General features: G+C 63.1%; 22 protein-coding genes. 15 read left to right on the forward strand and 7 right to left on the reverse strand.

The features are described 5' to 3' along the window. The first annotated feature begins 28 nt into the window (after positions 1 to 28). From galU to DQW91_RS15680, 3 genes are all read left to right on the forward strand, one after another. Positions 29 to 895 (forward strand): UTP--glucose-1-phosphate uridylyltransferase GalU, encoded by an 867-nt coding sequence (galU, locus tag DQW91_RS15665; RefSeq protein WP_112664619.1) that lies wholly within the window; start codon positions 29 to 31, stop codon positions 893 to 895. 58 nt (positions 896 to 953) lie between these two features. Continuing rightward, positions 954 to 1,949 (forward strand): KpsF/GutQ family sugar-phosphate isomerase, encoded by a 996-nt coding sequence (locus DQW91_RS15670; protein WP_112664589.1) that lies wholly within the window; start codon positions 954 to 956, stop codon positions 1,947 to 1,949. Between the two features lie 158 nt (positions 1,950 to 2,107). Next, positions 2,108 to 3,265 (forward strand): glycosyltransferase 61 family protein, encoded by a 1,158-nt coding sequence (locus DQW91_RS15680; RefSeq protein ID WP_112664590.1) that lies wholly within the window; start codon positions 2,108 to 2,110, stop codon positions 3,263 to 3,265. Between the two features lie 13 nt (positions 3,266 to 3,278). Here the strand turns inward: DQW91_RS15680 and hemH are convergent, their stop codons facing one another. Next, on the reverse strand, positions 3,279 to 4,343 hold the full coding sequence (gene hemH / locus DQW91_RS15685) for a ferrochelatase (RefSeq protein WP_112664591.1): 1,065 nt from the start codon (positions 4,341 to 4,343) through the stop codon (positions 3,279 to 3,281). Positions 4,344 to 4,482: 139 nt separating this feature from the next. After that, on the reverse strand, positions 4,483 to 6,609 hold the full coding sequence (locus DQW91_RS15690; RefSeq protein WP_245411070.1) for an HWE histidine kinase domain-containing protein: 2,127 nt from the start codon (positions 6,607 to 6,609) through the stop codon (positions 4,483 to 4,485). Between the two features lie 339 nt (positions 6,610 to 6,948). Between DQW91_RS15690 and ung the strand changes: the two genes are divergently transcribed. Beyond that, positions 6,949 to 7,653, forward strand: coding sequence for a uracil-DNA glycosylase (gene ung / locus DQW91_RS15695; RefSeq protein WP_112664592.1), 705 nt, complete (start codon positions 6,949 to 6,951; stop codon positions 7,651 to 7,653). Between the two features lie 72 nt (positions 7,654 to 7,725). On the opposite strand, the gene DQW91_RS15700 is transcribed toward ung, so the two are convergent. Then, positions 7,726 to 11,226, reverse strand: a complete 3,501-nt coding sequence (locus DQW91_RS15700; protein WP_112664593.1) for an indolepyruvate ferredoxin oxidoreductase family protein — start codon at positions 11,224 to 11,226, stop codon at positions 7,726 to 7,728. Between the two features lie 205 nt (positions 11,227 to 11,431). Here DQW91_RS15700 and DQW91_RS15705 point away from each other — a divergent pair, with 205 nt between their 5' ends. From DQW91_RS15705 to DQW91_RS15750, 11 genes are all read left to right on the forward strand, one after another. Beyond that, positions 11,432 to 12,076, forward strand: coding sequence for a DUF1007 family protein (locus DQW91_RS15705; protein ID WP_112664594.1), 645 nt, complete (start codon positions 11,432 to 11,434; stop codon positions 12,074 to 12,076). Then, on the forward strand, positions 12,067 to 13,095 hold the full coding sequence (locus DQW91_RS15710) for a nickel/cobalt transporter (protein WP_112664595.1): 1,029 nt from the start codon (positions 12,067 to 12,069) through the stop codon (positions 13,093 to 13,095). Before DQW91_RS15705 ends, DQW91_RS15710 begins: the two co-directional genes overlap by 10 nt. A 121-nt stretch (positions 13,096 to 13,216) precedes the next feature. Beyond that, complete coding sequence (locus DQW91_RS15715) at positions 13,217 to 13,405, forward strand: hypothetical protein (protein WP_112664621.1); 189 nt, start codon at positions 13,217 to 13,219, stop codon at positions 13,403 to 13,405. Between the two features lie 302 nt (positions 13,406 to 13,707). Beyond that, on the forward strand, positions 13,708 to 15,285 hold the full coding sequence (locus tag DQW91_RS15720; RefSeq protein ID WP_112664622.1) for an OpgD/OpgG family glucan biosynthesis protein: 1,578 nt from the start codon (positions 13,708 to 13,710) through the stop codon (positions 15,283 to 15,285). 84 nt (positions 15,286 to 15,369) lie between these two features. Beyond that, complete coding sequence (locus DQW91_RS16690; protein ID WP_157961474.1) at positions 15,370 to 15,543, forward strand: hypothetical protein; 174 nt, start codon at positions 15,370 to 15,372, stop codon at positions 15,541 to 15,543. A gap of 7 nt (positions 15,544 to 15,550) precedes the next feature. Beyond that, complete coding sequence (gene aztA, locus DQW91_RS15725; RefSeq protein ID WP_112664596.1) at positions 15,551 to 16,297, forward strand: zinc ABC transporter ATP-binding protein AztA; 747 nt, start codon at positions 15,551 to 15,553, stop codon at positions 16,295 to 16,297. 32 nt (positions 16,298 to 16,329) lie between these two features. Next, complete coding sequence (gene aztB / locus DQW91_RS15730) at positions 16,330 to 17,196, forward strand: zinc ABC transporter permease AztB (protein ID WP_112664623.1); 867 nt, start codon at positions 16,330 to 16,332, stop codon at positions 17,194 to 17,196. Positions 17,197 to 17,225: 29 nt separating this feature from the next. Then, a complete protein-coding gene (locus DQW91_RS15735) occupies positions 17,226 to 18,158 on the forward strand; it encodes a metal ABC transporter substrate-binding protein (protein WP_112664597.1) in 933 nt (310 codons plus the stop codon). Between the two features lie 66 nt (positions 18,159 to 18,224). Beyond that, complete coding sequence (locus tag DQW91_RS15740) at positions 18,225 to 19,187, forward strand: CobW family GTP-binding protein (protein WP_112664598.1); 963 nt, start codon at positions 18,225 to 18,227, stop codon at positions 19,185 to 19,187. 173 nt (positions 19,188 to 19,360) lie between these two features. Then, the gene (locus DQW91_RS15745; RefSeq protein ID WP_112664599.1) at positions 19,361 to 20,368 is read left to right on the forward strand and encodes a WD40 repeat domain-containing protein; all 1,008 of its coding nucleotides are present in this window, start codon (positions 19,361 to 19,363) and stop codon (positions 20,366 to 20,368) included. 9 nt (positions 20,369 to 20,377) lie between these two features. Then, on the forward strand, positions 20,378 to 20,653 hold the full coding sequence (locus tag DQW91_RS15750) for a hypothetical protein (RefSeq protein WP_245411071.1): 276 nt from the start codon (positions 20,378 to 20,380) through the stop codon (positions 20,651 to 20,653). 73 nt (positions 20,654 to 20,726) lie between these two features. On the opposite strand, the gene DQW91_RS15755 is transcribed toward DQW91_RS15750, so the two are convergent. From DQW91_RS15755 to DQW91_RS15770, 4 genes are all read right to left on the reverse strand, one after another. Beyond that, positions 20,727 to 21,068, reverse strand: coding sequence for a hypothetical protein (locus DQW91_RS15755; protein ID WP_112664600.1), 342 nt, complete (start codon positions 21,066 to 21,068; stop codon positions 20,727 to 20,729). Positions 21,069 to 21,083: 15 nt separating this feature from the next. Beyond that, positions 21,084 to 22,514 carry a homospermidine synthase gene (locus tag DQW91_RS15760; protein WP_112664601.1) on the reverse strand — a complete coding sequence of 477 codons (1,431 nt, stop codon included), beginning with the start codon at positions 22,512 to 22,514 and terminating at the stop codon, positions 21,084 to 21,086. Positions 22,515 to 22,648: 134 nt separating this feature from the next. Further along, positions 22,649 to 23,221: a GNAT family N-acetyltransferase gene (locus DQW91_RS15765; protein ID WP_112664602.1), complete on the reverse strand. Its 573-nt coding sequence runs from the start codon at positions 23,219 to 23,221 to the stop codon at positions 22,649 to 22,651. Positions 23,222 to 23,390: 169 nt separating this feature from the next. Beyond that, on the reverse strand, positions 23,391 to 24,545 hold the full coding sequence (locus DQW91_RS15770; protein WP_112664603.1) for a type III PLP-dependent enzyme: 1,155 nt from the start codon (positions 24,543 to 24,545) through the stop codon (positions 23,391 to 23,393). Between the last annotated feature and the right edge of the window lie 448 nt (positions 24,546 to 24,993).

The raw sequence follows: 24,993 nt of genomic DNA on the forward strand, positions 1-24,993 counted from the left end.
CCGAACTTTTTCCGCAATGGCGCATTCCATGAAGCGTATCCGCAAAGCCGTCCTCCCTGTCGCCGGTCTCGGCACGCGTTTTCTTCCCGCCACCAAGGCGATGCCGAAGGAAATGCTGTGCGTGGTTGACCGGCCGGTCGTCCAGCATGTGGTCGATGAGGCAAGGGCCGCCGGAATCGAGCATTTCATCTTCGTCACCGGCCGCAACAAGGGCGTGATCGAGGATCACTTCGACCTCTCTTACGAGCTGAACAACACCCTGAAAATGCGCGGCAAGACCAAGGAGCTCGAGGCCCTCGCCAAGGACCAGCCCGAGGCCGGCCAGACGAGCTTCACGCGCCAGCAGGAGCCGCTGGGCCTCGGCCATGCGGTGTGGTGCGCCCGGGAGCTCGTGGGCGATGAGCCCTTCGCCGTGATTCTCCCCGACATGCTCAGCCGCGGCTCGATGGAGCAGATGGTCTCGGCCTACGACAAGCACGGCGGCAACATCATCGCGGTGGAGGAGGTCCCCTCCGACCAGACGCACCAGTACGGCATCGTCTCGATGGGCCAGACCTTCGGCCAGACCTTCGAGGTCACCGGCATGGTGGAAAAGCCCGCCAAGGGCACCGCGCCGTCGAACTTCATGATTTCCGGCCGCTACATCCTGCAGCCCGAGATCTTCGATCTCCTCGGCACGCAGGAGCGCGGCGCGGGCAACGAGATCCAGCTCACCGACGCCATGATCCGCCTGATGGCGAACCAGAAGTTCTACGGCATGAACTACCAGGGCCGAACCTACGACACCGGCTCGAAGATCGGTTTCCTGATGGCGAACGTCGCCTATGCCCTCGAGCGCGAGGACCTCGGCCCCGATTTCCGCCGCGAACTCGAGACCTTCCTGCGTCAAAAGTAACGGCCATCTCCCTCGGGGAGGGGTTCGCTTGCCCCCTCCCCCGTGCTAGAGCGTGCTCATGGCTTCCTTGACCGCGACCAAAATCTCCTCCGAGCAGGCCGTCGCTTCGGCCCTGCGCACCCTTGCCACCGAACGGGACGGCCTGACCGCCCTGATGGAGGCCATCGGGAACGGGCTTGGCGAGATCTTCACCAAGGCCGTCGACCTGATTGCCTCGGCGCAAGGCCGCGTGATCGTCAGCGGCATGGGAAAATCCGGCCATGTGGCCCGGAAGATCGCCGCGTCCCTCGCCTCCACCGGCACCCCCGCCTATTACGTGCACCCCGCTGAAGCGAGCCACGGCGACCTCGGCATGGTGCGCAAAGAGGACGTCATTATCGCCCTCTCCTGGTCGGGCGAGACGACCGAACTGGCGGACCTGATCGGTTATGCCAAGCGCTTCCGGGTACCGCTGATCGCGCTGACCTCCGGCGCAACCTCGACCCTGGGCGATGCCGCGGATCTTTGCCTTGCTCTGCCGAAGGCGAAGGAAGCCTGCCCGAACGGCCTTGCCCCGACCACCTCGACCACCATGCAGTTGGCGCTGGGCGATGCGCTGGCCGTCGCCCTTCTGGAGCGGCGCGGCTTCACCGCCGAGCATTTCCGCGTCTATCACCCGGGCGGAAAACTCGGCGCGCAGTTGAAGCTCGTTCGCGACGTGATGCACAAGGGCGAGCGCCTGCCGATCGTGAGCGCCGATGCGAAGATGGATGCCGCCATCGCCGAGATCGGCGCCAAGGGCTTCGGCTCCGTCATCGTAACGAATGCGGACGGCACCCTGGCCGGAATCATCACCGACGGGGATCTGCGGCGCAATCTCAAGCCCGACCTCGCGACGCTTCCCGTCACCGCCGTCATGACGAGGACACCGCGCACCATCGCTCCGGACGACCTCCTCGCGAGCGCGCTCGAAGTGCAGGAGACGGCGAAGATCACCTCTCTCATCGTGGTGGAGAACGCTCGCCCCGTCGGGTTGGTGCATTATCTCGACCTGCTGCGCGAGGGCGTGGCGTAAGGATCCTCAAGAGCGACAACAAAGGCCGCCAGAACAGGCGCATCCGCGTCGGCTTTGCCGATTGAGGTGGACGCTCGTCGGCAGCCGGTTTCTCTCGCAATCCCGCAATCCCGCAATTAAATATTGTTGCGCGCCTATTTCACGCGCAAGATTGCAGGATGATTCTCCCATCCCTCGCCCACCGCTCCATTGCGGACGCCCGAATTCAGGCCTTCCAGCACCCGCAGGTCGCCCCGCCTCCGCAGGGCTGGCGCGGCGGGTTGGTGCTTGGCGACGGTGAGGAGGATGCAAGGCTTCGGCAGACCCGCTCCCGCAAGCCGGTGGACAGCTTCGACCCTGCGGCCGAATACCCATCCATTCTGGAAGGCTCCTATGTGTATGCGGGAGCGACCTACCATCACTTCGGCCACGTCATGGCGGAGATGGTCCACCGCATCATTCCCAGCAAGGCTCATGTTCGAGACCCTCACTGGGTCCTGGTGACGACCCCCAAATACCCTCGAAATACGTTCGAGAAACTGTTCGACTGGCTGAAGCCGATCTATGAATTCCTCGAATTGAACGAGAGCAACGTCTCGGTCCTGAACCAGAACACCATTGTCTCCGAACTCTTCGTTTGCGAGCAGGGCTCGGATTACGGAGGCGGAGCGAAGCCGGGCTATCTCGACCTCCTCGCGGACTACACGCATGGCCGCCTCGACAAGCTGCATGGAGCGCAGAAGTCCAACGGGCGTATCTACGTCTCGCGGTCGGCCTATGGATCGCCCGGCAGCATTCTCGGCGAGCGATATGTGGAACGCATTCTCGCCGCTGAGGGCTTCGAGGTCTTTCACCCCGAGAACTGTTCCTTCACCGAGCAGATGGACACATACCGCAAGGCGGAACTGCTCGTTTTTCCGGAAGGATCGGCCTGCCACGGCGTCGAGCTGCTCGGGACAGGTTCATTGGGCCGATGCGTCTTCCTGAATCGCCGGCACAATCACATTCAGATTTTCAGGAAGACCCTCGAACCTCGCGCCACAGAGTTCCTTCTGTTCGACAAAAACGTCACGCTCGGCAGCCTCGCGGCCAACCCGGCGACAGGCAATCCGCTCGAGCATCTGGGCGTCTCGCTCTTCGACTTCGACGCACTGGTCGAGTTCTTCCGCAATACCGGCCTCGCCTCGATGCGGGGCGCGACCAGGCGCGACTATCTCGAGGAAGCCGAGCGCGACCTCTTTCGCCATATTGAACGTCAGGCGATGAAAGAACCGATGTTCACCAATCTCGACCTCCTGAAGAAACTCTTGCACGCCTTCGACGCTGCGCGCGCTTGAGCGCAGGCGAGATTTAAAGCCAGCCCTGCAACTCCCGCTCGACGATGTGACGGATCACGCGCATGCCGTCCTCGTTGTCGTTAAGACAAGGCAGGTACGCGAACTGCTCGCCGCCGTTGTGCAGGAAGATCTCGCGGTTTTCGACATCGAGTTCTTCGAGAGTCTCGAGACAATCCGCCGAAAAACCGGGAGCCACGATGGCCAGCCGCGTCACGCCGCTTTTCGCCAGCGCCTCGACGGTCTTGTCAGTGTAGGGCTGCAGCCATTCGTCGGGCCCGAAGCGTGATTGAAAGCTGATACGAAAGCGCTCAGCCGGCCAGCCGAAGGCTTCACGCATCAGACGCCATGTCTTCACGCAGTGGCAATGATAGGGATCGCCCTTCAAGAGATACTCTTTTGGCACCCCATGAAACGACACGAGGATGACCTCGGGCTCGAAGGAGAGCTTCGCCAAGTCGCGCTTCATGGAAGAAACGACGGCGTCGATATAGACCGGATCGTCGTAATAAGGCGGCGAGACGCGCACGCTCGGCTGCCAGCGCATGTCCATGAGGGCGCGGAAAGCGTGATCGCAGGCCGTGGCGGATGTCGCGGCGGAATATTGCGGATAGAGCGGTACAAGCAGAATGCGGTCGCAGCCCTGATCGAGAAGCTTCTTGATGCGCTCGCGCATCTCCGGCTTGCCGTAGCGCATCGCCCAATCGACGACCACGCGATCACCGGCGATGGTGCCGAGATGGCGGGTGAGATCCTCGGCCTGGGCGCGGGTGATGGTCTTCAGCGGCCCCTCGTCACGCTCCTTGTTCCAGATCGTCTCATAATCCCGCCCCTTCCGGCCGGGACGAGTGGTGAGAATGATGAGGTTGAGAATCGGCCACCACAGAAGCCGTGGCGTTTCGATCACCCGGCGGTCTGACAGGAACTCCTTGAGATAGCGCCGCATCGACCAGTAGTCGGTCCCTTCGGGCGTCCCGAGATTAAGGAGCAGGACGCCGATCCGCCCGACCTTCATGGTGGGATGATCGGTGGGCCTCTGCCCGGGGACGTTCAAAAGAACTGGATCGATACGCTCATTCATTCAGCAAGGCCCCGCGAGATGATCTGCGTCATTTTCCGAGAAGTCGACTTTTGCGTCCCTTTCCGGATCTCGCTGCTAGATAAGAGGTTCCGCGCCATGCGCCAACAGGCAGAAAGGTCGCCGCCGTGAGAAACTTCTCTCAGCCGACGGAATCGAGCGGTTCGGTGTGCTTCAGGAGGGCCTCGATGGTCACATGGAGCCCTTGTGGGTCGTAGTTCGTCTCCACGCGGGCATTCAGTTGGGCCGCCAGCACCCGGTTGAGCAGGCGGGAGCCGAAACCCTGACGCCTGGGGCGCACGACCTTCGGCCCCCCCGCCTCGCGCCATTCCAAACGAAGCCGCCCGCCCTCGATATCCGGATCGACGGTCCAGCCCACGGCCACGCGGCCCGTGCTGACAGAAAGGGCGCCATATTTCGCGGCATTCGTCGTCAGCTCGTGGATGGCCATGCCGATGGGAACGGCGGCATCCGACGGCAGTTCGACGGGCTCTCCATCGATGCTGACGCGCACGCCCGTGTCGTCATTGTAAGGGCTCAACTCCTTCTCGACCAATTCGCGCAGCGAGGCCGTCTGCCAGAGAGCCTCCGTGAGAAGGGAATGAGTATTCGCCAGCGAAATGATGCGCCCGACGAAAGCCTGATAGAATTCGTCGACGCTGGACGTCGCGCGCGCGGTGGCGCCGACCACCGCCTGCACTGTCGCGAGCGTGTTCTTGACCCGATGGTGCAGCTCACGAATGAGCAGCGATTGCTGCGCCTGGGCATGCTTGCGCTCACTGATTTCATGCTGCGCAGCCTGATAGAGATGGCCATTGTCGAGAGCAATGGCAGCCTGTCCCGCAAGGCCGACCATCAACCTCTCGGAACGCTCGGTGAAGACGCCGGGTCTGGTATGGCCGAAGAGCAGCGCTCCATGCACCTCGCCCGTGCGCGAGACTACCGGGACGGCAAGATAGCTGCGCACCGGCAGATGCCAATTCGGCATGCCCGTAAAGGGAGCATTATGGCCGTAGCGAGGATCGGTGGTGATGTCGTCGGAGCGCACCACCCCTTCGCCCGAAAAGGTGGGCCTGAAGACCTCCGTGACGCGCACGGCGGGCGAATGAGCGAATGCGTCACGCGAGGCTCCGGCCAGCGCGAAAAGCGTGAAGCTGTCCTGCGGATCGTTATCGCCCCTGTAAAAGAAAGAGCCGAACTGCGCGCCGCTCAACTCCACTCCGGCATCGATGACGTTTTGCACGATGCGGTCGATGTCGAGTTCCGCCGCAAGCGTGGTGATGGTTCTGTTGAGAATCTCGAGCGCCGTCGTTTCCGCCTGCAATTCGCTGGTGCGCATTGCCACGTCCCGCTCCAGGAGCGCGGCATTCAGCGCGTGTTCGCGGAATTGCTGTGATGCGAACCCCGTCAACGCGAGTAGAGCAAGAAGCGCGACCAAGGCAAAGATCCCGTACAACCGCGCCTGTGCAACCCACGGCATCCAGTAAGCGCTCTTCGGCATGCTGACCAGGATGTAAAGCGGAAAGGCTCCAACCTTGTGGTAGGAGCCGATACGCTCCTCACCGATAATCTCGTACTGCATGGTGCCTTGGCGACTGTCCTTCTCCGAGGCGGCGAGGAATGCGTTCGACTCGACCGGAACGAAGGAAACGCCATCCGCCGGCGGCGGCAACTGCGCGAGGACCGCCCTGTCGTTGGCACGGAATAAAGTAACCCTGCTACCCTTGGGTAACCGGAGTTCGTTCCAGTGCGTGTAGAAATAGGCGAGCGAGACCGTCACTGACATGATGCCGCGGAACGTGCCATCGGAAAACTCGAGACGCCGGCTCACGACGAATGTCGGGCGTTGCGTCAAGCGTCCGATGATCGGCGCGCCGACGAAGAGGCCTGTTGCCGCGTCCCGCTGCGCCGTGAAAACATCGCGGCCTGCTGCATTCGCTGGTGGCGCAGGGAACTCCGCCGTCGTCAGCCGCAGCTGGCCATCGGAATCGTTGAGCCAGATGTTCTCGATATAAGGCAGTGTCTCATTGATGGCGCGCATTTCTTCCCAGAGCGGGCGCGAGGCCTGTATCGTGCTCCAGTTCTGCTCTTCGATCAGAGTCGCGGTCTTCTGCAGGGCAAGGTCGGAAACTTCAAAAAGACGGGCTGCGTGATCCGCCAGGAAAAAAGCGTTGCTGCGCGTGTTGTCGGTAATCTGCTGCAGCAGACGGTCACGCTGCTCCCAGGCGATATAGCCGAACGTGATCGCGATGAAGACGACTCCGAACATGCCCATGATCAAGGCGGCCCGGCCCCGTGTCAGGGAGCGTATCCGGCGCTTTTGGGAGAGCGTCGAACTCAACGGGCGCATGGAGGGCGCATGGAGGGCTGGGATCGCAATGTCGCTCCGGTCTCGTGGCCGCGGATCTCCCCAAGAGAGTAATAGTTCATAGCAGAACCACAAGAGCGGCCAATAGCCTCTTCAACGCATCCGAGGCGTAGCAGTTCCATCCCTGGCCCGCTTTGCCCTTGGCTTTCCTGTCAAAGGATCGAACATGCGAGTGCAAGTCGCCGCCGGACCTGATACCCCGGACCTTCGAAAACAAGTCCATATGTTAAGAGAGAATCGATGAAAGGACTCGCCGGTCAGGCCCTTGCCGCCTTTCGTGACGACCCACGCTCGGTCGGATGGCGGAAGTTGCCTTTCTTCAATGGGCATGCGGCCGACGCTGTCGCGGAGCGGGTGGATGAACGCATTGCCGCAGGCGCATCGGTGCTGCCCCCGGCGGGAGAGATCTTCAACGCCCTCATCACGACGCCGCTTGATGAGGTGAAGGTCGTCATTCTGGGGCAGGACCCCTATCCGACGCCGGGCGATGCCCACGGTCTCGCCTTTTCCTACCACGGCAAACGCCGCCTGCCGGCCTCTCTCAAGACCATTCTTGCGGAGATGGCGGAGGAAACCGGAACATCCGTGCCGAAGTCGGGCGACCTCACGCCGTGGGCGAAGCAAGGCGTTCTTCTCCTCAACACAGCTTTGACCGTGGAGGCGGGCAAGGCCGGGGCGCACCTCAAGTTTGGCTGGTCCGCCCTGACAGACAACGCCGTTTCCGCCATTTCCAAAGAGCGCCCCGCCGTGGTCTTCCTGCTCTGGGGCGGTCCGGCGCGCAAACGCGCCGAACTCATCGACCGAACGAAGCATCTCGTCATCGAATGCGGCCACCCTTCGCCACTCAACCGCCTGCGCGATTTTCGCGGCACGAGGCCGTTCACGCGCACAAATGAATGGCTCGTGTCGAAGGGCATGCCGCCCATCGACTGGCGGCTGGATTGAGGTTCTTCAGCACGTCACCTGAACGCGATCCCGGGCTCCGCTGGCGCGGACCCGGGATGACATCTTCTGGAGTTACTCCGCCGCCATGGCCAGCGGAGACTCTGCGGAACGCCAGCGTGCAAGAAGCGCCGCCTCCTCCACCTTCGCGTTCTTCAGGTTGCGCTCCTTGATGTGGCCATACCCGCGGATCTTCTGCGGGATGTTGGCGAGTTCGATGGCGAGTGCGTGCTTTTCCGGCGAAAGATGCGCGATCAGGTCTTCGACCAGCGCCTCATAATCGCGGACTAGCTGCCGCTCGGTCTTACGCTCCTGCGTGTAGCCGAACACATCGAGCGGCGTTCCGCGCACGCGCCGTAAGCTTGCCAGAACCTTGAACGCTCTCATCATACCGGGACCAAAGCTCATCTTCTTCGGCACGCCGGTCACGGGGTCCTTCTTGGCGAAGAGCGGCGGTGCGAGATGGAACTCGTAGCGCAGGTTGTCCCCCTCGAAGGTCGAAGCCACGAGCCGCTCGAAATGCCCATCGGTGTAAAGGCGCGCCACCTCGTACTCATCCTTGTAGGCCATGAGCTTGAAGAGCGAGCGCACTACCGCCTCGGTGAGCGCGGTGGCGGAAGGAAGCATCGCGGTTTCCGCCGCGCGCACCTTCTCGACGATCCTGCGGTAGCGTCGGCCATAAGCGCGATTCTGGTAGCTTTCGAGGAAGCTCACGCGGCGCTCGATCATCTCATCGAGAGTCGCCGAGATCTTGAGCTCGTCGGTGGGGGCTTTCAGATCGGCCATGATCTTCGTAACGATCTCCGGCTCCACCACCGCGCGGCGGCCCCAGTTGAACGCAGCGAGATTCATCTTCACCGCTTCGCCGTTGAGCTCGATGGCCTTCTCGATCGCATCCGCCGTCAGCGGCACATGGCCGGACTGATAGGCGTAGCCCAGCATGAACATGTTGGCGGCAATCGCATTGCCGAGGACTTTGGTGGCAATCGCCGTCGCATCGATGAAAGCGACATGGTCGGAGCCCGCGGAAGACGCGATGGCGCGCTTGAGGCGCTCCACCGGCAACGAGAAATCGGCATTGCGGGTGAAGTCACCCGGCATCACCTCCGCCGTGTTGACCACGAGCGCCGTCTGCCCCGGCAACACGGAAGCAAGCACCTTCTTGGTGCCGGTCACCACAAGATCGCAGCCGAGCACCAGATGTGCGCAGCCCGCCGAGACGCGGATGGCGTGAATGTCGTCCTGCTTGTTGGCGAGGCGCACATGGGAATAGACCGCGCCACCCTTCTGCGCGAGACCCGCCATGTCGATCATGCCGAGGCCCTTGCCTTCGAGATGCGCCGCCATGCCGAGGATCGCGCCGATGGTGACGACACCCGTGCCACCCACACCCGTCACGATGATGTTGAAGGTGAGATCGATGGGCGGAAGAACAGGATCGGGCAAGGCCCGTAGGGCGAAGCCGTCGGCCTCTCCCATCGCGGGCAGCGCCTTTTTCATCTTCGCCCCATGCACCGTCACGAAGGACGGGCAGAAGCCTTTAACGCAGGAAAAGTCCTTGTTGCAGTTCGACTGATCGATCTGGCGCTTGCGGCCGAACTCCGTCTCCACCGGCTGCACCGCCACGCAGTTCGACTGCACCGAGCAATCGCCACACGCTTCGCAGACGAGATCGTTGATGATGACGCGCTTGTCCGGATCGGGATACGCGCCGCGTTTGCGGCGGCGGCGCTTTTCGGCGGCGCAGGTCTGATCGTAGATCATCACCGTGACGCCCGGAACAGTCGCAAGCTCGCGCTGCACCGCATCGAGATCATCTCGATGATGGATCGTCATGCCCGAAGGCCACTGAATGGACTTCGGATATTTATCCGGCTCGTCGGTGACGAGCGCGATGCGCTCGACGCCCTCGTCGCGCACCTGCCGCGCGATCATATCCACCGTCAGCCCGCCCTCGTGCGGCTGGCCGCCTGTCATCGCCACCGCATCGTTGAACAGGATCTTGTAGGTCATGTTGGTCTTGGTATCGACCGCCCACCGCAGCGCCAGCACGCCGGAATGATTGTACGTACCATCGCCGAGGTTCTGGAAGACGTGGCCGCGATTGGAGAACGGCGCTTCGCCGATCCAGTTCGCGCCCTCGCCGCCCATCTGCGTGAAGCCTTCTGTGGCGCGGTCCATCCACTGCACCATGTAGTGACAGCCGATGCCCGCATAGGCGCGCATGCCCTCCGGCACTTTCGTCGAGGTGTTGTGCGGGCAGCCGGAGCAGAAATGCGGCGTGCGGGTCGCGATATCGGTCGTCGCGGCGAGAATCGCCTGCGCTTCTTTCAAGCGCGCGACGCGCCCGGCAAGGTCGTCGTTGCGGTGATACTGCAACAGACGCTCGCCGATGGTGATGGCGATGTCGTTGGGATCGAGCGCGCCCTTCACGGGGAAGAGCCAGTTGCCCTGCTCGTCCTTCTTGCCGATGCAGATCGGCTGGTTGGCGGTGCCGTAAAGCTCCTCACGCACCTGCACTTCGATGAGCGAGCGCTTTTCCTCGACAACGATAATCATGTCGAGGCCTTCGGCGAAGGCGATCAGCTCGCGCTGCGAGAGCGGCCAGGGACAGGCGATCTTGTAGAGCCGAAGGCCCATGTCGTTCGCCTTCACCTCGTCGAGCCCGAGTTCGTCCATCGCCTGGCGCACGTCGAGATAGGACTTGCCGACGGTGATCACGCCGACCTTCGGGTTGCGCCCGCCGGAGAGGATGATGCGGTTGAGGTTGTTGGCGCGCACGAAGGCGATCATCGCATCGCGCTTATAGTCCTGCAGCCGCGCTTCCTGATCCAGCACGCCATCGTGATTGCGGATGTTGAGCCCGCCGGGCGGCATCGCGAAATCATCGGGCATGATGATCTTCACGCGGTCGAGGGAACCGTCGACGGAGGCCGTCGACTCGATGTTCTCCTTCACGCATTTGAACGCGACCCAGGTGCCGCAGAAGCGGCTCATGGCGTAGCCGTAAAGGCCGTAATCGAGAATCTCCTGAACGCCCGCCGGGTTCAGGATTGGGATCATCACATCGAGGAAATGAAATTCCGACTGGTGGGCGACGGTGGAGGATTCCGCCGTGTGATCGTCACCCATGAGAGCCAGCACACCGCCATGCTTCGAGGTGCCTGCCATATTGGCGTGGCGGAACACGTCGCCCGAGCGGTCGACGCCGGGTCCCTTGCCGTACCACATGCCGAACACGCCATCGTGCTTGCCGTCCCCGTGAAGCTCCGCCTGCTGCGAGCCCCACACGGCGGTCGCTGCCAGCTCCTCGTTGAGGCCGGGCTGGAAGACGATCTGTTCTTCCTTGAGCCAGTGCTTCGCGCGCCAGAGGTTCAGGTCGAGCCCGGCGATGGGTGAGCCGCGATAGCCGGAAACGAAACCGGCGGTGTTGAGCCCGGCGAGCCTGTCGCGCTCGCGCTGCATCAACAGCATTCGAATGATGGCCTGCGTGCCCGTGACGAAAATGCGATCCTTCGTGAGATCGTACTTATCGTCGAGCGTTACGTCCCGTAGAGCGACATGACCTTTGGCCATTGCCCGCTTCCTCCTCTGGTGCCCCCAGAAACGCCGGTGATCCGGTCTTTTTGTTCTTTTCTATTTATGTCAGGAATGCTGACATAAACCATCTTATGCGTCAATCGGCGCCTCCCTTTCGCCGCCTTTCCCTTGCAAGCCTCTCCGACTTGCGGTCCAAGCCTTGCAGCACCGATTCAAGCCTCGCCATTTTGAAGACAAACGCATGAACCGTCGCCTTGGTCTCAAAACCGCTCTCGCCGCCGCCTTTTCCGCGGCGGCCCTCCCGGCCCTGGCCCACCCCCATGTCTGGGTCACGGCCAAGGCGGATGTGGTCTTCGTGGACGGAAAAGCCACCGGCATCCGCCATTCCTGGGCCTTCGACGAAGGCTATTCGGCCTATGTCACGCAGGGGCTCGACAAGAATAACGACGGCAAGCTGACGCCCGACGAGCTGCAGGATCTCGCCAAGGAGAACACAGAATCGCTGGTCGATTTCGACTACTTCACCGTGATGAAGGCGAACGGAAAGAAGCAGGCCTTCGATGCCCCGCAAAACCCCGGCATGGCGTTCGAAGACGGCAAGGTCGTTCTCTCGTTCTTCCTGCCCCTGAAATCGCCCATCCCGGGCGGGGGCGCGGTCTCGGTCGATATCAACGATCCTTCTTTCTTCGTCTTTTTCGAGCTCGCCAAAGCGAACGACGCCATCAAGATGGTGGGCGCGCCGCAGGGCTGCTCGATCACCGTGACCCGCGCCAAGGGCCTCGACATGGCCGACCAGCAGGCGCTGACCGAGGGCATGTTCAGCAATTCGGCGAACGCCAATTTTGGCGCGCAGTATTCCAACAAGGCGATCCTCGCATGTCCGTAACGGCAGAACCGCTTGAGATCGCCGCTCCCGGCAAAGGCCGCCTCTGGCAAAGGGCGTTCCTTGCCATCGCTGCAACGGCGCTGGTCGCCGCTGTCGTCGCGCTTCTCGTGTGGTGGTTTGCTCCGGCAGCCCCCCCGCCGGTCAAGAACCCCTTCGGCATCGGCGCGCGGGAAGCGGCGCCCTCCGGCACGCTCGGCACCTATCTCCTTTCCATTCAGGCCGGCTTCTACAAAAGCCTTCAGGCCTCCGTGCGGGAGTTGAAGGAGAACGGCGCGGCCCTATGGTCGCTGCTCTTCGTCGGCTTCGCCTATGGCGTCTTCCACGCCGCAGGCCCCGGCCACGGCAAGGCGGTGATCTCGGCCTATCTGATCGCCGACGAGAAGGCGCTGCGCAAAGGCTTCACGTTGAGCCTCGCCGCCGCTTTGATTCAGGCGCTCGTCGCCATCCTCATCGTCTGCGTCGCCGCGCTGATCCTGAAGGCCACCGCCGCGACCATGAACGCGCTCACCGCGCAGGTGGAAATGGCGAGCTTCGCCGTCGTCGCGCTGATGGGCGCGCTCATCACCTGGCGCAAGGCGGGCAAGGTTCTCGGTGTCGCGGCGCTCTCGCGCAATCCCCTCGCCGAAGCGCAGGATGAATCGTGCGACCACGTCCACCTGCCGCCGCCGGAAGCGTTCGACCGCCTGACGAAGTGGCGGGAGATGGCGGGCGTCGCCCTCGCGGCGGGCATCCGCCCCTGCGCGGGTGCGCTGATCGTGCTCGTCTTCGCCCTCTCGCAGGGGCTCTTTGCGGCGGGCATCGCCTCCACCTTCGCGATGGCCCTCGGCACCGCGCTGACCACCGGCGCGATCGCGGCGCTTGCTGTCTTTGCGAAGGCGACCGCTCTGAGAGTCGCGGGCGGGCGAGGCGTCGCCGGGGCGCTCGCGATGGCGGGAATCGAGCTTCTGGCCGCAGCCTTCGTGCTGGTGCTGGGCCTCAGCCTCCTGTTCGGGCTGCTTGGCTCCGGCGCGGCGAGCTGACACCCGAACTTGCGCCGAAGGCCGGGTTTGGGGTAGTTCCTCATCTCACGAAAAGGGAGTTTCGACCTTGTCCAAGCCGACCCGCACCAACTGGCGCAACCTTTTGACCGTCGTGAGCATCATGATCCTCATCGGCACGGAGGTCTTCGGCGTCGCCCTCTCCGGCGGCTGGGCGCTTGCGGGCCTGTTCGATCTCGGGCCGATCGTCGCTTATGTCCTGATGGGCCTTTTCAGCCTGCTCGCGCTCTATGCGCTCGTGGCCCTGTGGCGCCAGTGCGTCGCCGTCGAGCCCCTGACCAAGCGCGCCTGAAGCCTTCTCAAGAAGGCTCCCGCACACCTTCAGCACCTTAGACAAACGGCCCCAAGCCTGCAGACGTTGCCGCTGGCGGCGCTTTTACGCCTGTGGTTGGATGCAGTTTGACGGCTGACGGGGATTTCTCAAGAGGTTATGAGGATCGCAATCCTGCCACCTTGGTAGGGTTAGTCCTGGCGTCCGATCGGGTCTCTTTGAACACGATCAGACACCAGTCTCCTTGATTTTACCGCATGATCCGGGCGAACAACCGGTTTCCATTTGTTCTGATCATGCTCTGGGCTGAAGTGCATTTTCCCATGTTCGATCGTCGTCAGTTTCTTCAATTCGCAACCGCTACCGCCGGCCTCGCGGCAGCGGGCTTTCCGGCTTCGGCCCTGGCGCAGCAGGGCCTGAGGTACGGCGCGCCGTCGGCCTTTTCCTTCGAGGGATTGAAGAAGCGCGCGCGGGATATGGCGGCGAGCCCCTATGTGGCGCCCGCTAGCCCCTCGCCCGAGATCCTGAACCAGATCGACTACGACGCTCACGGCAAGATCAAGTTCAAGACCGACCTCGCGCTCTGGGCCAAGGGGCCGAGCGAGTTCCCGGTCACCTTCTTCCACATGGGCCGCTACTTCCAGAAGCCCGTGCACATGCACGTCGTGGAGAAGGGACAGGCCCGCGAGATCCTTTACGAGGCAAACTATTTCGACATGCCGGCGGACTCCCCCGCCCGCAAGCTGCCCGAGAATTCCGGCTTTGCCGGCTTCCGCTTCCAGGAGCCCCGCGACGGCAAGCTCGACTGGCGCAAGAATGACTGGGTGGCCTTCCTCGGTGCTTCCTACTTTCGCGCCATAGGCGAGCTCTACCAATACGGCCTTTCGGCTCGCGGCCTTGCTGTCGATGTAGCCGTGTTCGGGAAGAACGAGGAGTTCCCGGATTTCACGAATATCTATTTCGACACGCCGCAGGTGGGTTCGGACACGGTTACGGTCTATGCGCTGCTCGACGGCCCGAGCGTCACGGGCGCCTACCGCTTCGTGATGCAGCGCGCGGCGGCGGTCATCATGGACATCGATTGCGCGGTCTTCATGCGCAAGGATGTCAGCCGCCTCGGCATCGCACCTCTGACCTCGATGTACTGGTTCTCGGAAACCGCGAAGCCCTCCGCCATCGACTGGCGGCCCGAGATCCACGATTCCGACGGCCTGGCCATGTGGACCGGCTCCGGGGAGCGCATCTGGCGCCCCCTCAACAACCCGCCGCGCATCATCACCTCCGCCTTCGCCGAGCAGAACCCGAAGGGCTTCGGCTTGCTGCAGCGCGACCGGGTGTTCGACCATTATCTCGACGGCGTCTATTACGACCGCCGCCCCTCCCTGTGGATCGAACCGCAGGGCGGCTGGGGCAAGGGCTCGATCCAGCTCGTCGAAATTCCGACGGACGATGAGATTCATGACAACGTCGTCGTCATGTGGGTTCCCGCCGACAGCGCCCGGGCCGGAGACAGTTTCGAGTTCCGCTATCGCATGCACTGGTCGGCTGAGGAGCCTTTCCCCACGTCGCTGGCGCGCTGCGTCGCTACCCGCTTCGGCAATGGCGGGCAGGCCGGCACGGCGCGGCCGAAGGGCGTGCGCAAGTTCATGGTCGAGTTCCTGGGCGAGCCGCTCAAGAAGCTGCCGGCCGGGGTGATCCCGCGCCCGGTCCTCACCGCCTCGCGCGGCGAGTTCTCGAACATCCTCACCGAAGCCGTGCCGGACGACGTGCCCGGCCACTGGCGGACCCAGTTCGACCTCACCACGCAGGGGACGGAACCGGTCGAGCTGCGCTGTTTCCTGCGCAACGGCGAGGAAGTTTTGAGCGAAACCTGGCTCTACCAGTACCACCCGACGCCCTGAGGTTGATTGATCCTCTCAAGAATACAATCCTGAGGTGCGTATAAAATACTGTACGCCCCTCCGGTTTCGCTCTATACAGGTGCCATGTCACATGACGGGCACCACCATCATCACTCCCATGCTCACGCTCATCCGCTTCGCGCGGTGGCGATGGCGCCGACCTTTTCGCTGCTGCGCTTTTCCGCCTGGCAGCGGTTGATCGGGGCCGCTGTCGCCTTGGGCGTTCTCTGGGCGCTCGTCTTCGCTGTTCTCGGGTGAGGGCGACATGAGCAAAACGACCATCCGTTTCGACGGCCTCACCCTCGGCTACGACCGCCGCCCCGCCGTGCATCACTTGAGCGGTGAGATCGCCTCCGGCAGCCTCATGGCCGTCGTCGGCCCGAACGGGGCCGGCAAGTCGACCCTCCTGAAAGGCATCGTCGGAACCCTTCGCCCCTTGAGCGGGCGCATCGACGTTTCCCTCGATGTGCGAAGCCGCATCGCCTATCTGCCGCAGGCCGCCGAGATTGATCGTTCATTCCCCATTTCCGTCTACGACATCGTCGCAATGGGCCTGTGGTTCCGCACCGGCCTCTTCGGCGGGATCGGCGCGAAGGACAGGACGAGAATCGAGGAGGCGCTATCCGCCGTCGGCCTCATCGGCTTCGAGCGCCGCCCGATCTCGACCCTTTCCGGTGGGCAGATGCAGCGCGCGCTGTTCGCGCGGCTTCTGATTCAGGACGCGCCCGTGATCCTTCTCGATGAGCCCTTCACCGCTATCGACGAGAAAACGACATCCGACCTGCTCGCGCTCGTGAAGCGTTGGCATCACGAAAAGCGCACGGTCGTCGCGGTGCTGCACGATCTCGATGTCGTGCGCCGCGTGTTTCCGGAAACGCTTCTCATCGCCCGCGAGCCTGTCGCCTGGGGCGAGACGAAGGGCGTCTTGAGCGCCGAGAATCTTCTCAAGGCCCGCAGCATGGTCGAGGCGTACGACCCGTACGCGGAAGCCTGCAGCCGCAACGCGGCCTGATCCTTCAAACATTTAAAGGCATGACCGCGATCATGTTCGATTTTCTCATCGCTCCGTTCTCGGAATTCGCGTTCATGCAGCGCGCGCTCGTCGGCACCATCGCCATCGCGCTCGGCGGCGGGCCTGTCGGCGTGTTTCTGATGCTGCGCCGCATGAGCCTGACGGGCGATGCGATGGCGCACGCGATCCTGCCGGGCGCAGCCTTCGGTTATCTCCTCGCGGGCCTCTCGCTCCCCGCCATGACGATCGGCGGGTTGATCGCGGGCGTCGTCGTCGCGATAGCGGCAGGTCTCGTGTCACGGCTCACCACGTTGAAGGAGGACGCTTCACTCGCCGCGTTCTATCTTCTCTCGCTGGCGCTCGGCGTCACCATCGTTTCCTTGCGTGGCTCGAATGTCGATCTGCTGCACGTTCTGTTCGGAACGGTGCTCGCGCTCGACGACAGCACGCTGCTCCTTCTCGCCTCCATTTCCTCCATCACGCTCGTCGCGTTGGCGGTGCTCTATCGCCCGCTTGTGTTGGAGTGCGTCGATCCGACGTTCCTGCGCTCGGTGAGCCGTACTGGAACGCCGACACATCTCATCTTCCTCGGCCTCGTCGTGATGAACCTCGTTGGCGGTTTCCACGCGCTCGGCACGCTGCTCGCCGTCGGCATGATGATGCTGCCCGCTGCGGCTGCGCGTTTCTGGAGCGAGGACATCACCATCATGATGCTCTGGTCTATCGCCATCGGCATCGTGTCGGGCGTCGGGGGATTGCTGCTCTCCTTCCACGCCGAATTGCCGGCGGGCCCCGCCATCATTCTCGTGGCGGGCGGCCTTTATGTTCTCTCCCTCGTCTTCGGGCGCGAGGGTGGCCTTTTGTGGCTCGTCATGCCCGGCAGGCATCTGGAAGCCTGATTCTTCGCTCAACATCCAAGGAAGCCGCGATGTTATTCAAGCGCGCCGTCATCTCATCAATCATGGGCCTCTCTCTCCTCGCCGGCAGCTGTTTTACGGCGCAGGCGCAGAGCGCCGACAAGCTCAAGGTCGTCGCGACCTTCTCGATCCTCGGCGACATCGTGCGCAATGTCGGCGGCGACAGAATCGAGGTCACGACCCTCGTCGGCCCCAACGGCGATGCGCATGTCTACGCGCCGACGCCCGCCGATGGCCGCCGCCTGACAGAGGCCAAGGTTGTTTTCGCCAACGGCCTGAAATTCGAAGGCTGGATCAGCCGCCTGATCAAATCGTCCGGTACGAAAGCCGCGGTGGTCGAGGCGGCGAAGGGCGTGAAGGCGCTCGCCAGTGACGATCATGACGAGGGCAAGAAGGGTCATGATCACGATCATGGCGCGTTCGACCCGCATGCCTGGCAGAATGTCGCCAACACTCAGGTCTACGTGGCGAATATCCGCGATGCCCTCATCGCCGCCGATCCTTCGGCCAAGGCGGCTTATGAGGCCAATGCGGCGGATTACCTGAAGAGACTCGAGGCGCTGGACAGCGAGATCAAGGCGTTCGTGGCGAAGATCCCGGCGGGCAAGCGCCGGATCATCACCTCCCACGACGCCTTCCGCTATTTCGAGGCGGCTTACGGCATCGACTTCATCGCCCCTCAGGGCGTCTCGACCGACGCCGAGGCTTCCGCCCGGGACGTCGCCAGGATCATCAAGCAGATCAAGGCGGAGAAAATCGCCGCGATCTTCGTGGAGAACATATCAGACCCGCGCCTGATGGACCGCATCTCCAAGGAAACCGGGGCTAAAATCGGCGAACCGGTCTTCTCCGACGCTCTCTCCGATGCCAGCGGCCCGGCGGGGACTTACATTGACATGATGCGACACAATATAAAGGCCTTCAGCACGGCGCTTTCGAGCTGAGCTTGGCTGCCGCCTCCGGCCTTCCGCCGGGGCGGCGCTGACTCTTCTGATTTTCAGGAATACTCCATGTCCGACAAGATCCCTGTCACGGTTCTCACTGGCTATCTCGGCGCGGGCAAGACCACGCTGCTCAACCGCATTCTCACCGAACCGCACGGCAAGCGCTATGCGGTGATCGTGAACGAATTCGGCGAGATCGGCATCGACAACGAGCTCGTCGTCGGTGCGGACGAGGAAGTGTTCGAGATGAACAACGGCTGCATCTGCTGCACCGTGCGCGGCGACCTGATCCGCATTCTCGACGGCCTGATGAAGCGCAAGGGCAAGTTCGACGCCATCATCGTGGAAACCACCGGCCTCGCCGATCCCGCTCCCGTGGCGCAGACCTTCTTCATGGACCAGGACGTCTCCGACGCCGCCCGCCTCGATGCGGTCGTGACCGTCGCCGACGCCAAGTGGCTCTCCGAGCGCCTGAAGGATGCGCCCGAGGCCAAGAGCCAGATCGCCTTTGCCGACGTCATCATCCTCAACAAGATCGATCTCGTGTCGGAGAAGGAACTGGAAGAGGTCGAGGCCCGCATCCGCGCCATCAATCCTTACGCCAAGCTTCATCGCACGACGAATTGCGCGCTGCCGATTTCCGAAGTTCTGGAGCGCAACGCCTTCGATCTCGAGCGCATCATCGAGCTAGAGCCCGACTTTCTCGAGGAAGGCCATCACCATCATCACGACGAGGACATGCAGTCGCTCTCTGTGCAGATCGACGGCGAGGTCGATCCCGAAAAGTTCATGCCGTGGATTTCCAACCTCACGCAGGTCGAGGGTCCGAACATCCTGCGCTGCAAGGGCATCGTCGCCTTCCCGAACGAGCCGAAGCGCTTCGTGTTCCAGGGCGTCCACATGATCCTCGACGGCGACGTGCAGGACGACTGGAAACCCGGGCAGAAACGGAACTCCAAGGTCGTGTTCATCGGGCGCGACCTGAACGAGAAAGCCATCCGCGAAGGCTTCCTCGCGACGGCGGCCTGAGGCTCTTGCCTCACCCTCATCCTGAGGAGCCCGCTTTGCGGGCGTCTCGAAGGATGGTCCAGTGTACGCTGGAAACGCCTCGTCCTTCGAGACGGGCCTTACGGCCCTCCTCAGGATGAGGCTCCCGCTTCCTCCGACTTGTGCTATTTGGCTCCCTGAAAGGGACTGCCTGAATGACTTCTCAAACTGCCCCCTCTCTCACCGAGAACGTTGCGCCCGTCGCTGCGGGCGCGCATGTCACCGGCCTCGCCTGGCTGAAAGGCACCGCAGCCTTCGCGCTGGCGGATGGCGGCGTGCTTCTGGCGAAAGACGGTGAGACGCACCGGGTCGAAGCACATCCCGACAGCGGCATTCTCGTCGCGGTGGGCGATGGCGAGCGCCTGCTCACGGGCGGCGACGACGGGCGCGTCGCCGTGACCGGGCAGGATGGCTCGACGAAGACGCTCGCGGAAACCAAGGGCGCGTGGATCGATTCCCTTGCCGTGCATCCGGGCGGTGCCTTCGCCTATGCCACTGGCAAGCGCGTCATCGCCCGCGACGACAAGGGCAAGGAGAAGACGCTGGAGGTTCCCTCCACCGCACGCGGCCTCACCTTCGCGCCGAAGGGCTACCGCCTCGCCATCGCGCACTACAACGGCGCGACGTTGTGGTTCCCCAATATAGAGGGCAAGCCCGAATCTCTCGAATGGAAGGGCTCGCATCTCGACATCACCTGGTCGCCGGATGGGCGCTTCATCGTCACCTCCATGCAGGAGAACGCCCTGCACGGATGGCGGCTGATCCCCGACAAGGGGCACATGCGCATGAGCGGCTATCCGTCGAAGACGCGCTCGCTCTCCTGGTCAGCCGACGGCAAATGGCTCGCGACGTCGGGCGCGGAAGCCGCCATCATCTGGCCCTTCGAATCGAAGGAAGGGCCGACGGGCAAGGCGCCCCGCGAGTGCGGTGTTCGCCCCGCCAAGGTCAGCAGCGTTTCGTTCCACCCCAACGTCTATGTGCTCGCCGTCGGCTATGAGGACGGCTGCATTCTCCTGATCCGCATGAACGACGCCTCCGAATTGCTGGTGCGTCCCTCGGTGAAGGACAGCGGCATCACGGCCCTCGCCTGGGACAAGCCCGGCAAGCGCCTCGCCTTCGGCTGCGCGGACGGGCAGGCTGGCATTCTGACGCTGCCGACCTGAGATAAACCGATGGCGCTGTTCGGCTCTTTCCTGAAAGGCGCTCCCGGCTCCGGCAAGCAAAGCCGGGAAGCGACCGAGCGCGTGAAGGAATGGGCGCGTGCCGCACTCGGCGGCGCTGAGGAGATCGCCTTCGCCGTCAATGAAATCGCCTGCACCGACCCTTCCTGCCCCGGCGTCGAAACCATCATTCTGGTGATGGAGCCGGGCGAAAAGACGCGCGCCTGCAAGATCGGCAAGATGCTGGACGATGTGAGCGAAGAGGATGTGCGCGCCGCGCTGGCTTGAGCGCGAGCGTTAGAGGCTTTTATTGCCGCATGATCCGGGCGAATAACCGGTTTCCTCTTGTTCTGATCATGCTCTAGCTGTCTTCTCTTTCAGGCTTGCCCGCAAGCAGCACGTAAAACCCCAAACCATCCTGCGCGGGCAAGGTCTGGAGACGATCGAGCCAACCGCGCTTCTTCGCTTCGAGTAGCGCCTTGCCGATGGGCTGAAAAAGCGTCTCGCCGCCGCCCTCGATGGGCGGTGCGATGAGAATGGCGACCGACTTTGTCTTTGCGAAGCGGCTGCGTTCCAGCATGTCCTGCAACGAGGCCACAGCCTGCTCGCGCGAAGCCTGCCGCAGATCGAGAACGGCCTCCGCATCGACGCTCCCGAGAGAGCCGCGAAGCTTGTGCACGTAGAATTCCTCGAAATGCGGCATGGCTTTTCGCTCGTCTTATCGCACCAGCACGTTCCGGAACTGCCACGGGTCGGAAGTGTCGATGTCCTCCGCGAAGAAGCCGGGGCGGCCATCGAGCGGCGTCCAATCCGTATAAACGCCGACGACCGGGCCGAGATACGGCCTCTGCACCTCAAGGCAGCGACGGAAATCGATCTCGTCCGCTTCGACGATGCCCGCATTCGGGTTTTCCAGCGCCCACACCATGCCCGCGAGCACGGCGGAGGTCACCTGAAGGCCGGTGGCATTCTGGTAGGGCGCGAGACGGCGCGTCTCCTCGATGGAAAGCTGCGAGCCATACCAATAGGCGTTCTTGTCGTGGCCGTAGAGCAGGACGCCCAGCTCATCGATGCCGTCCACGATCTCGTTTTCGTCAAGAATGTGGAACGTGTCCTGAGCCCTCGCGGCATTGCCGAACATCTCGTGCAGCGAAAGAACCGCATCGTTGGCGGGATGATAGGCGTAGTGGCAGGTCGGGCGATACGTGATCTTGTCACCCTCGCGCACGGTGAAGTAATCGGCGATCGAGATCGCCTCGTTGTGCGTGACGAGGAATCCATATTGCGCCTGCGCGGTTGGCGTCCATGTGCGCACGCGGGTATTGGCGCCCGGCTGCAGGAGATAGATTGCCGACTGACATCCCTTCTCGTGCGTACGGCCGTTCTCGGGCATCCACTTCTCATGCGTGCCCCAGCCGAGCTCGGAAGGCTGCACGCCTTCCGACACGAACCCTTCGACGGACCATGTGTTGACGAAAACACCTGCGGGCTTCGGCGCGCGCGCGCGCTGCGTATCGCGCTCGGCGACGTGAATACCCTTGACGCCCACGCGCTGCATGAGGCGCGCCCAATCCTCGCGGGTCTTCGGGTCATCATGCTTGATGCCGGTATCCTTCGCGACATTGAGCAGCGCCTGCTTGACGAGCCACGACACCATGCCGGGGTTCGCACCGCAGCAGGACACCGCCGTCGTGCCGCCGGGATTGCGGCGGCGCGCGTCGAGAATGATCTCGCGCAGGGCGTAGTTCGTGCGCGCTTCCGGCCCGGCGCTCTTGTCGTAGTAGAAGCCGGCCCACGGCTCCGCGACCGTGTCGATGTAGAGCGCGCCGAGTTCGCGGCAAAGCTCGAGAATGGCACGCGAGGACGTATCGACAGAAACGTTGACGCAAAAGCCCTGCCCGCCGCCCTTGGTGAGCAGCGGCGTCAGGATCTCGCGATAGTTCTCGCGGGTCAGCGCCTGCTTGACGAGGGGAATGCCGCGCTCATCGAGGAGAGCCCGGTTCTTGTCGTCCGGATCGATCACCACGAAACGATCGCGGTCGAACTCGAAATGACGTTCGATCAAAGGCAGCGCGCCTTTGCCGATCGAGCCGAAGCCGATCATCACGACCGGGCCAGTGATGCGTCCATGAACAGGCCAAACGGACATCAAGGTTTCTCCTTCTTGAAACAGCAACTCAAAGCGAAACGCGCCGAGCTCGCTCTTGGTAGAGCATGGTCCTCTTTTGAAAGACCTTACCCGTACCAATAGTTGCAGCGCGGCGCGCGTCAATTGTCAGGTTGTCAGAGCGAGTGGCGAAAACTCCCGAAGGCATCGTTCGCCGCTGACGCGACGAGGGCGGCGAGATCCGCCCTGTCGCAAGGTGCACCCGTCGCGGAGACGAGGCCCCGCGCGCTCTCGAGCGCGCCGGGCTGCAATTCCAGCCCCAGAAAGCGCTCACGCTCGTAGGGACCGGGGAGCCAGAGGTTCTCCGTCCTGGCGGACGAAAAGCCGAAACGTTCATAATAGGGAGCATCGCCCACCAGCACGACGGCCTTGTGACCGAGCGCCGCCGCGCGGGAGAGCGCTTCGCGCATCAGCCGCGCGCCGAGCCCGCAGCTCTGACGCGACGGATCGACGGCGATGGGGCCGAGCATCAGCGCCGGGCGCTGCGGCCCCGCGCTCACATGCCAAAGGCGGACCGTGCCGACGAGCACGCCGTCCTCATCGGCGGCGAGCGCCAGGCCGTCCGCCGGGCGGCGGCCTTCACGCAGGCGCTCGCAGGTCTTCTGGAACCGCGCGGGTCCAAAGCAGGTGTCGAGCAGCGTCTCGCGCGCTTCGACATCGCGAAAATTCTCTTCGCGGATCGTTATCATGGCCGCGGCCTCCCGATATGGGGTGAGCGACAGCCCTCGCACCCGCTCAAAAAGAACAGGCCGTCCGGACCGGTGATTGAAGGATGGCCCTGTGAAAGGGCACCGGGTCCGCCTCATCAAGGAACGAGGCGGACAGGACGCATCAAATGCGCATGATCTGGCCGGAAGTTCAGATCACGTAGGACTTCAGCGGCGGGAAGCCGTTGAACGCGACCGCCGAATAGGTGGTCGTGTAGGCGCCCGTGCCTTCGATCAGCACCTTGTCGCCGATCTCCAGCGAAATGGGGAGCGGATAAGGCTCCTTCTCGTAGAGAACGTCGGCGGAATCGCAGGTCGGACCGGCGAGCACGCACGGCACCTTGCGGTCGTTGTCGCGCTCGCTGCGGATCGGATAACGGATCGATTCGTCCATCGTCTCGGCGAGGCCGCCGAACTTGCCGATGTCGAGATAGACCCAGCGCACCTCGTCCTCGTCATTGCTCTTCTTGGAGACGAGCACGACTTCGGCCTCGATGATGCCCGCATTGCCGACCATGCCGCGACCCGGCTCGATGATCGTTTCCGGAATACGGTTGCCGAAGTGCTTCGACAGCGCGCGGAAGATCGACTCGCCGTAAGCTTCCACCTGCGGGATCGACTTCAGGTACTTGGTCGGGAACCCGCCGCCGAGATTGACCATCGACAGGTGGATGCCGCGGCTCATGCATTCGCGGAAGATCGCGGAAGCCGAACCGAGCGCTTGATCCCACGCCTCGGTGTTGCGTTGCTGCGAACCCACATGGAACGACACGCCATAAGCTTCGAGCCCATGACGGCAAGCGTGTTCCAGCACGTCCACCGCCATCTCCGGCGCGCAGCCGAACTTGCGCGAGAGCGGCCACTCGGCGCCGGCGCCGTCGCAGAGAATGCGGCAGAACACCTTCACGTCGGAAGCAGCAACGCCGGTCTCACCGGCAGCGCGCACGATCTTCTCGACCTCCACCTCGCAATCGACCGCGAAGAGGCGCACGCCAAGCTCAAGCGCGCGAGCGATGTCGCGCTCCTTCTTGATCGTGTTGCCGAAGGAGATGCGCTCGGGCGTCGCGCCGGCGTCCAGCGCCAGCTGGATCTCGACGACGGAGGCCGTGTCGAAGCACGAGCCGAGATCGGCGAGCGCCTTCAGCACTTCCGGCGCGGGGTTCGCCTTCACGGCGTAGAACACGCGCGTGTCGGGAAGCGCCCGGGCGAACTTGGAATAATTGTCGCGCACGACCTCGAGATCGACGACGACACACGGGCCGTCCTCTCGTCGGTTGCGCAGGAAATCACGGATGCGCTGCGTCATGGCGCTCTCCCCACCACAGGTTCAATGGGGCTCTTGTCCGAGGCCCCGGATTGAAATTCAGGTGCAGCCTGTTTCCGTGCCACGGAAACCTGCGCACCCGGCGTCAGCGAGGGAAGAATCATCGCGCGCTCGTGCTTTGGAGACACGAGGGGCGCCAATGGGTTCTTCACCCGACGATGCTGCCTTGGATTGGAAAGGGGAGTTCCCTGACCGCACGCCTGGCAATGATAAACAAGCCTCTTCGGTGTTGACCTTTGGAGGGCCAACGAGACCAAAAAAGCCCGTTCGTCGTTGCTTTAAGCCGCGTTCCCCGTTGAGAACGGGGTGCGCCGGTTTTCGCCTCCGGCTGCCGGTTAGGGGTATCGAGAACGAGAATGTTCTCGGGCGGCTGTCCGGCCTCTTGTCCGGATGCCCACCAACCGGCACGCGACCACAGGCACGTGCGAAA

The organism is Microvirga flavescens, assembly GCF_003290125.1.
GTDB lineage: Bacteria > Pseudomonadota > Alphaproteobacteria > Rhizobiales > Beijerinckiaceae > Microvirga > Microvirga flavescens.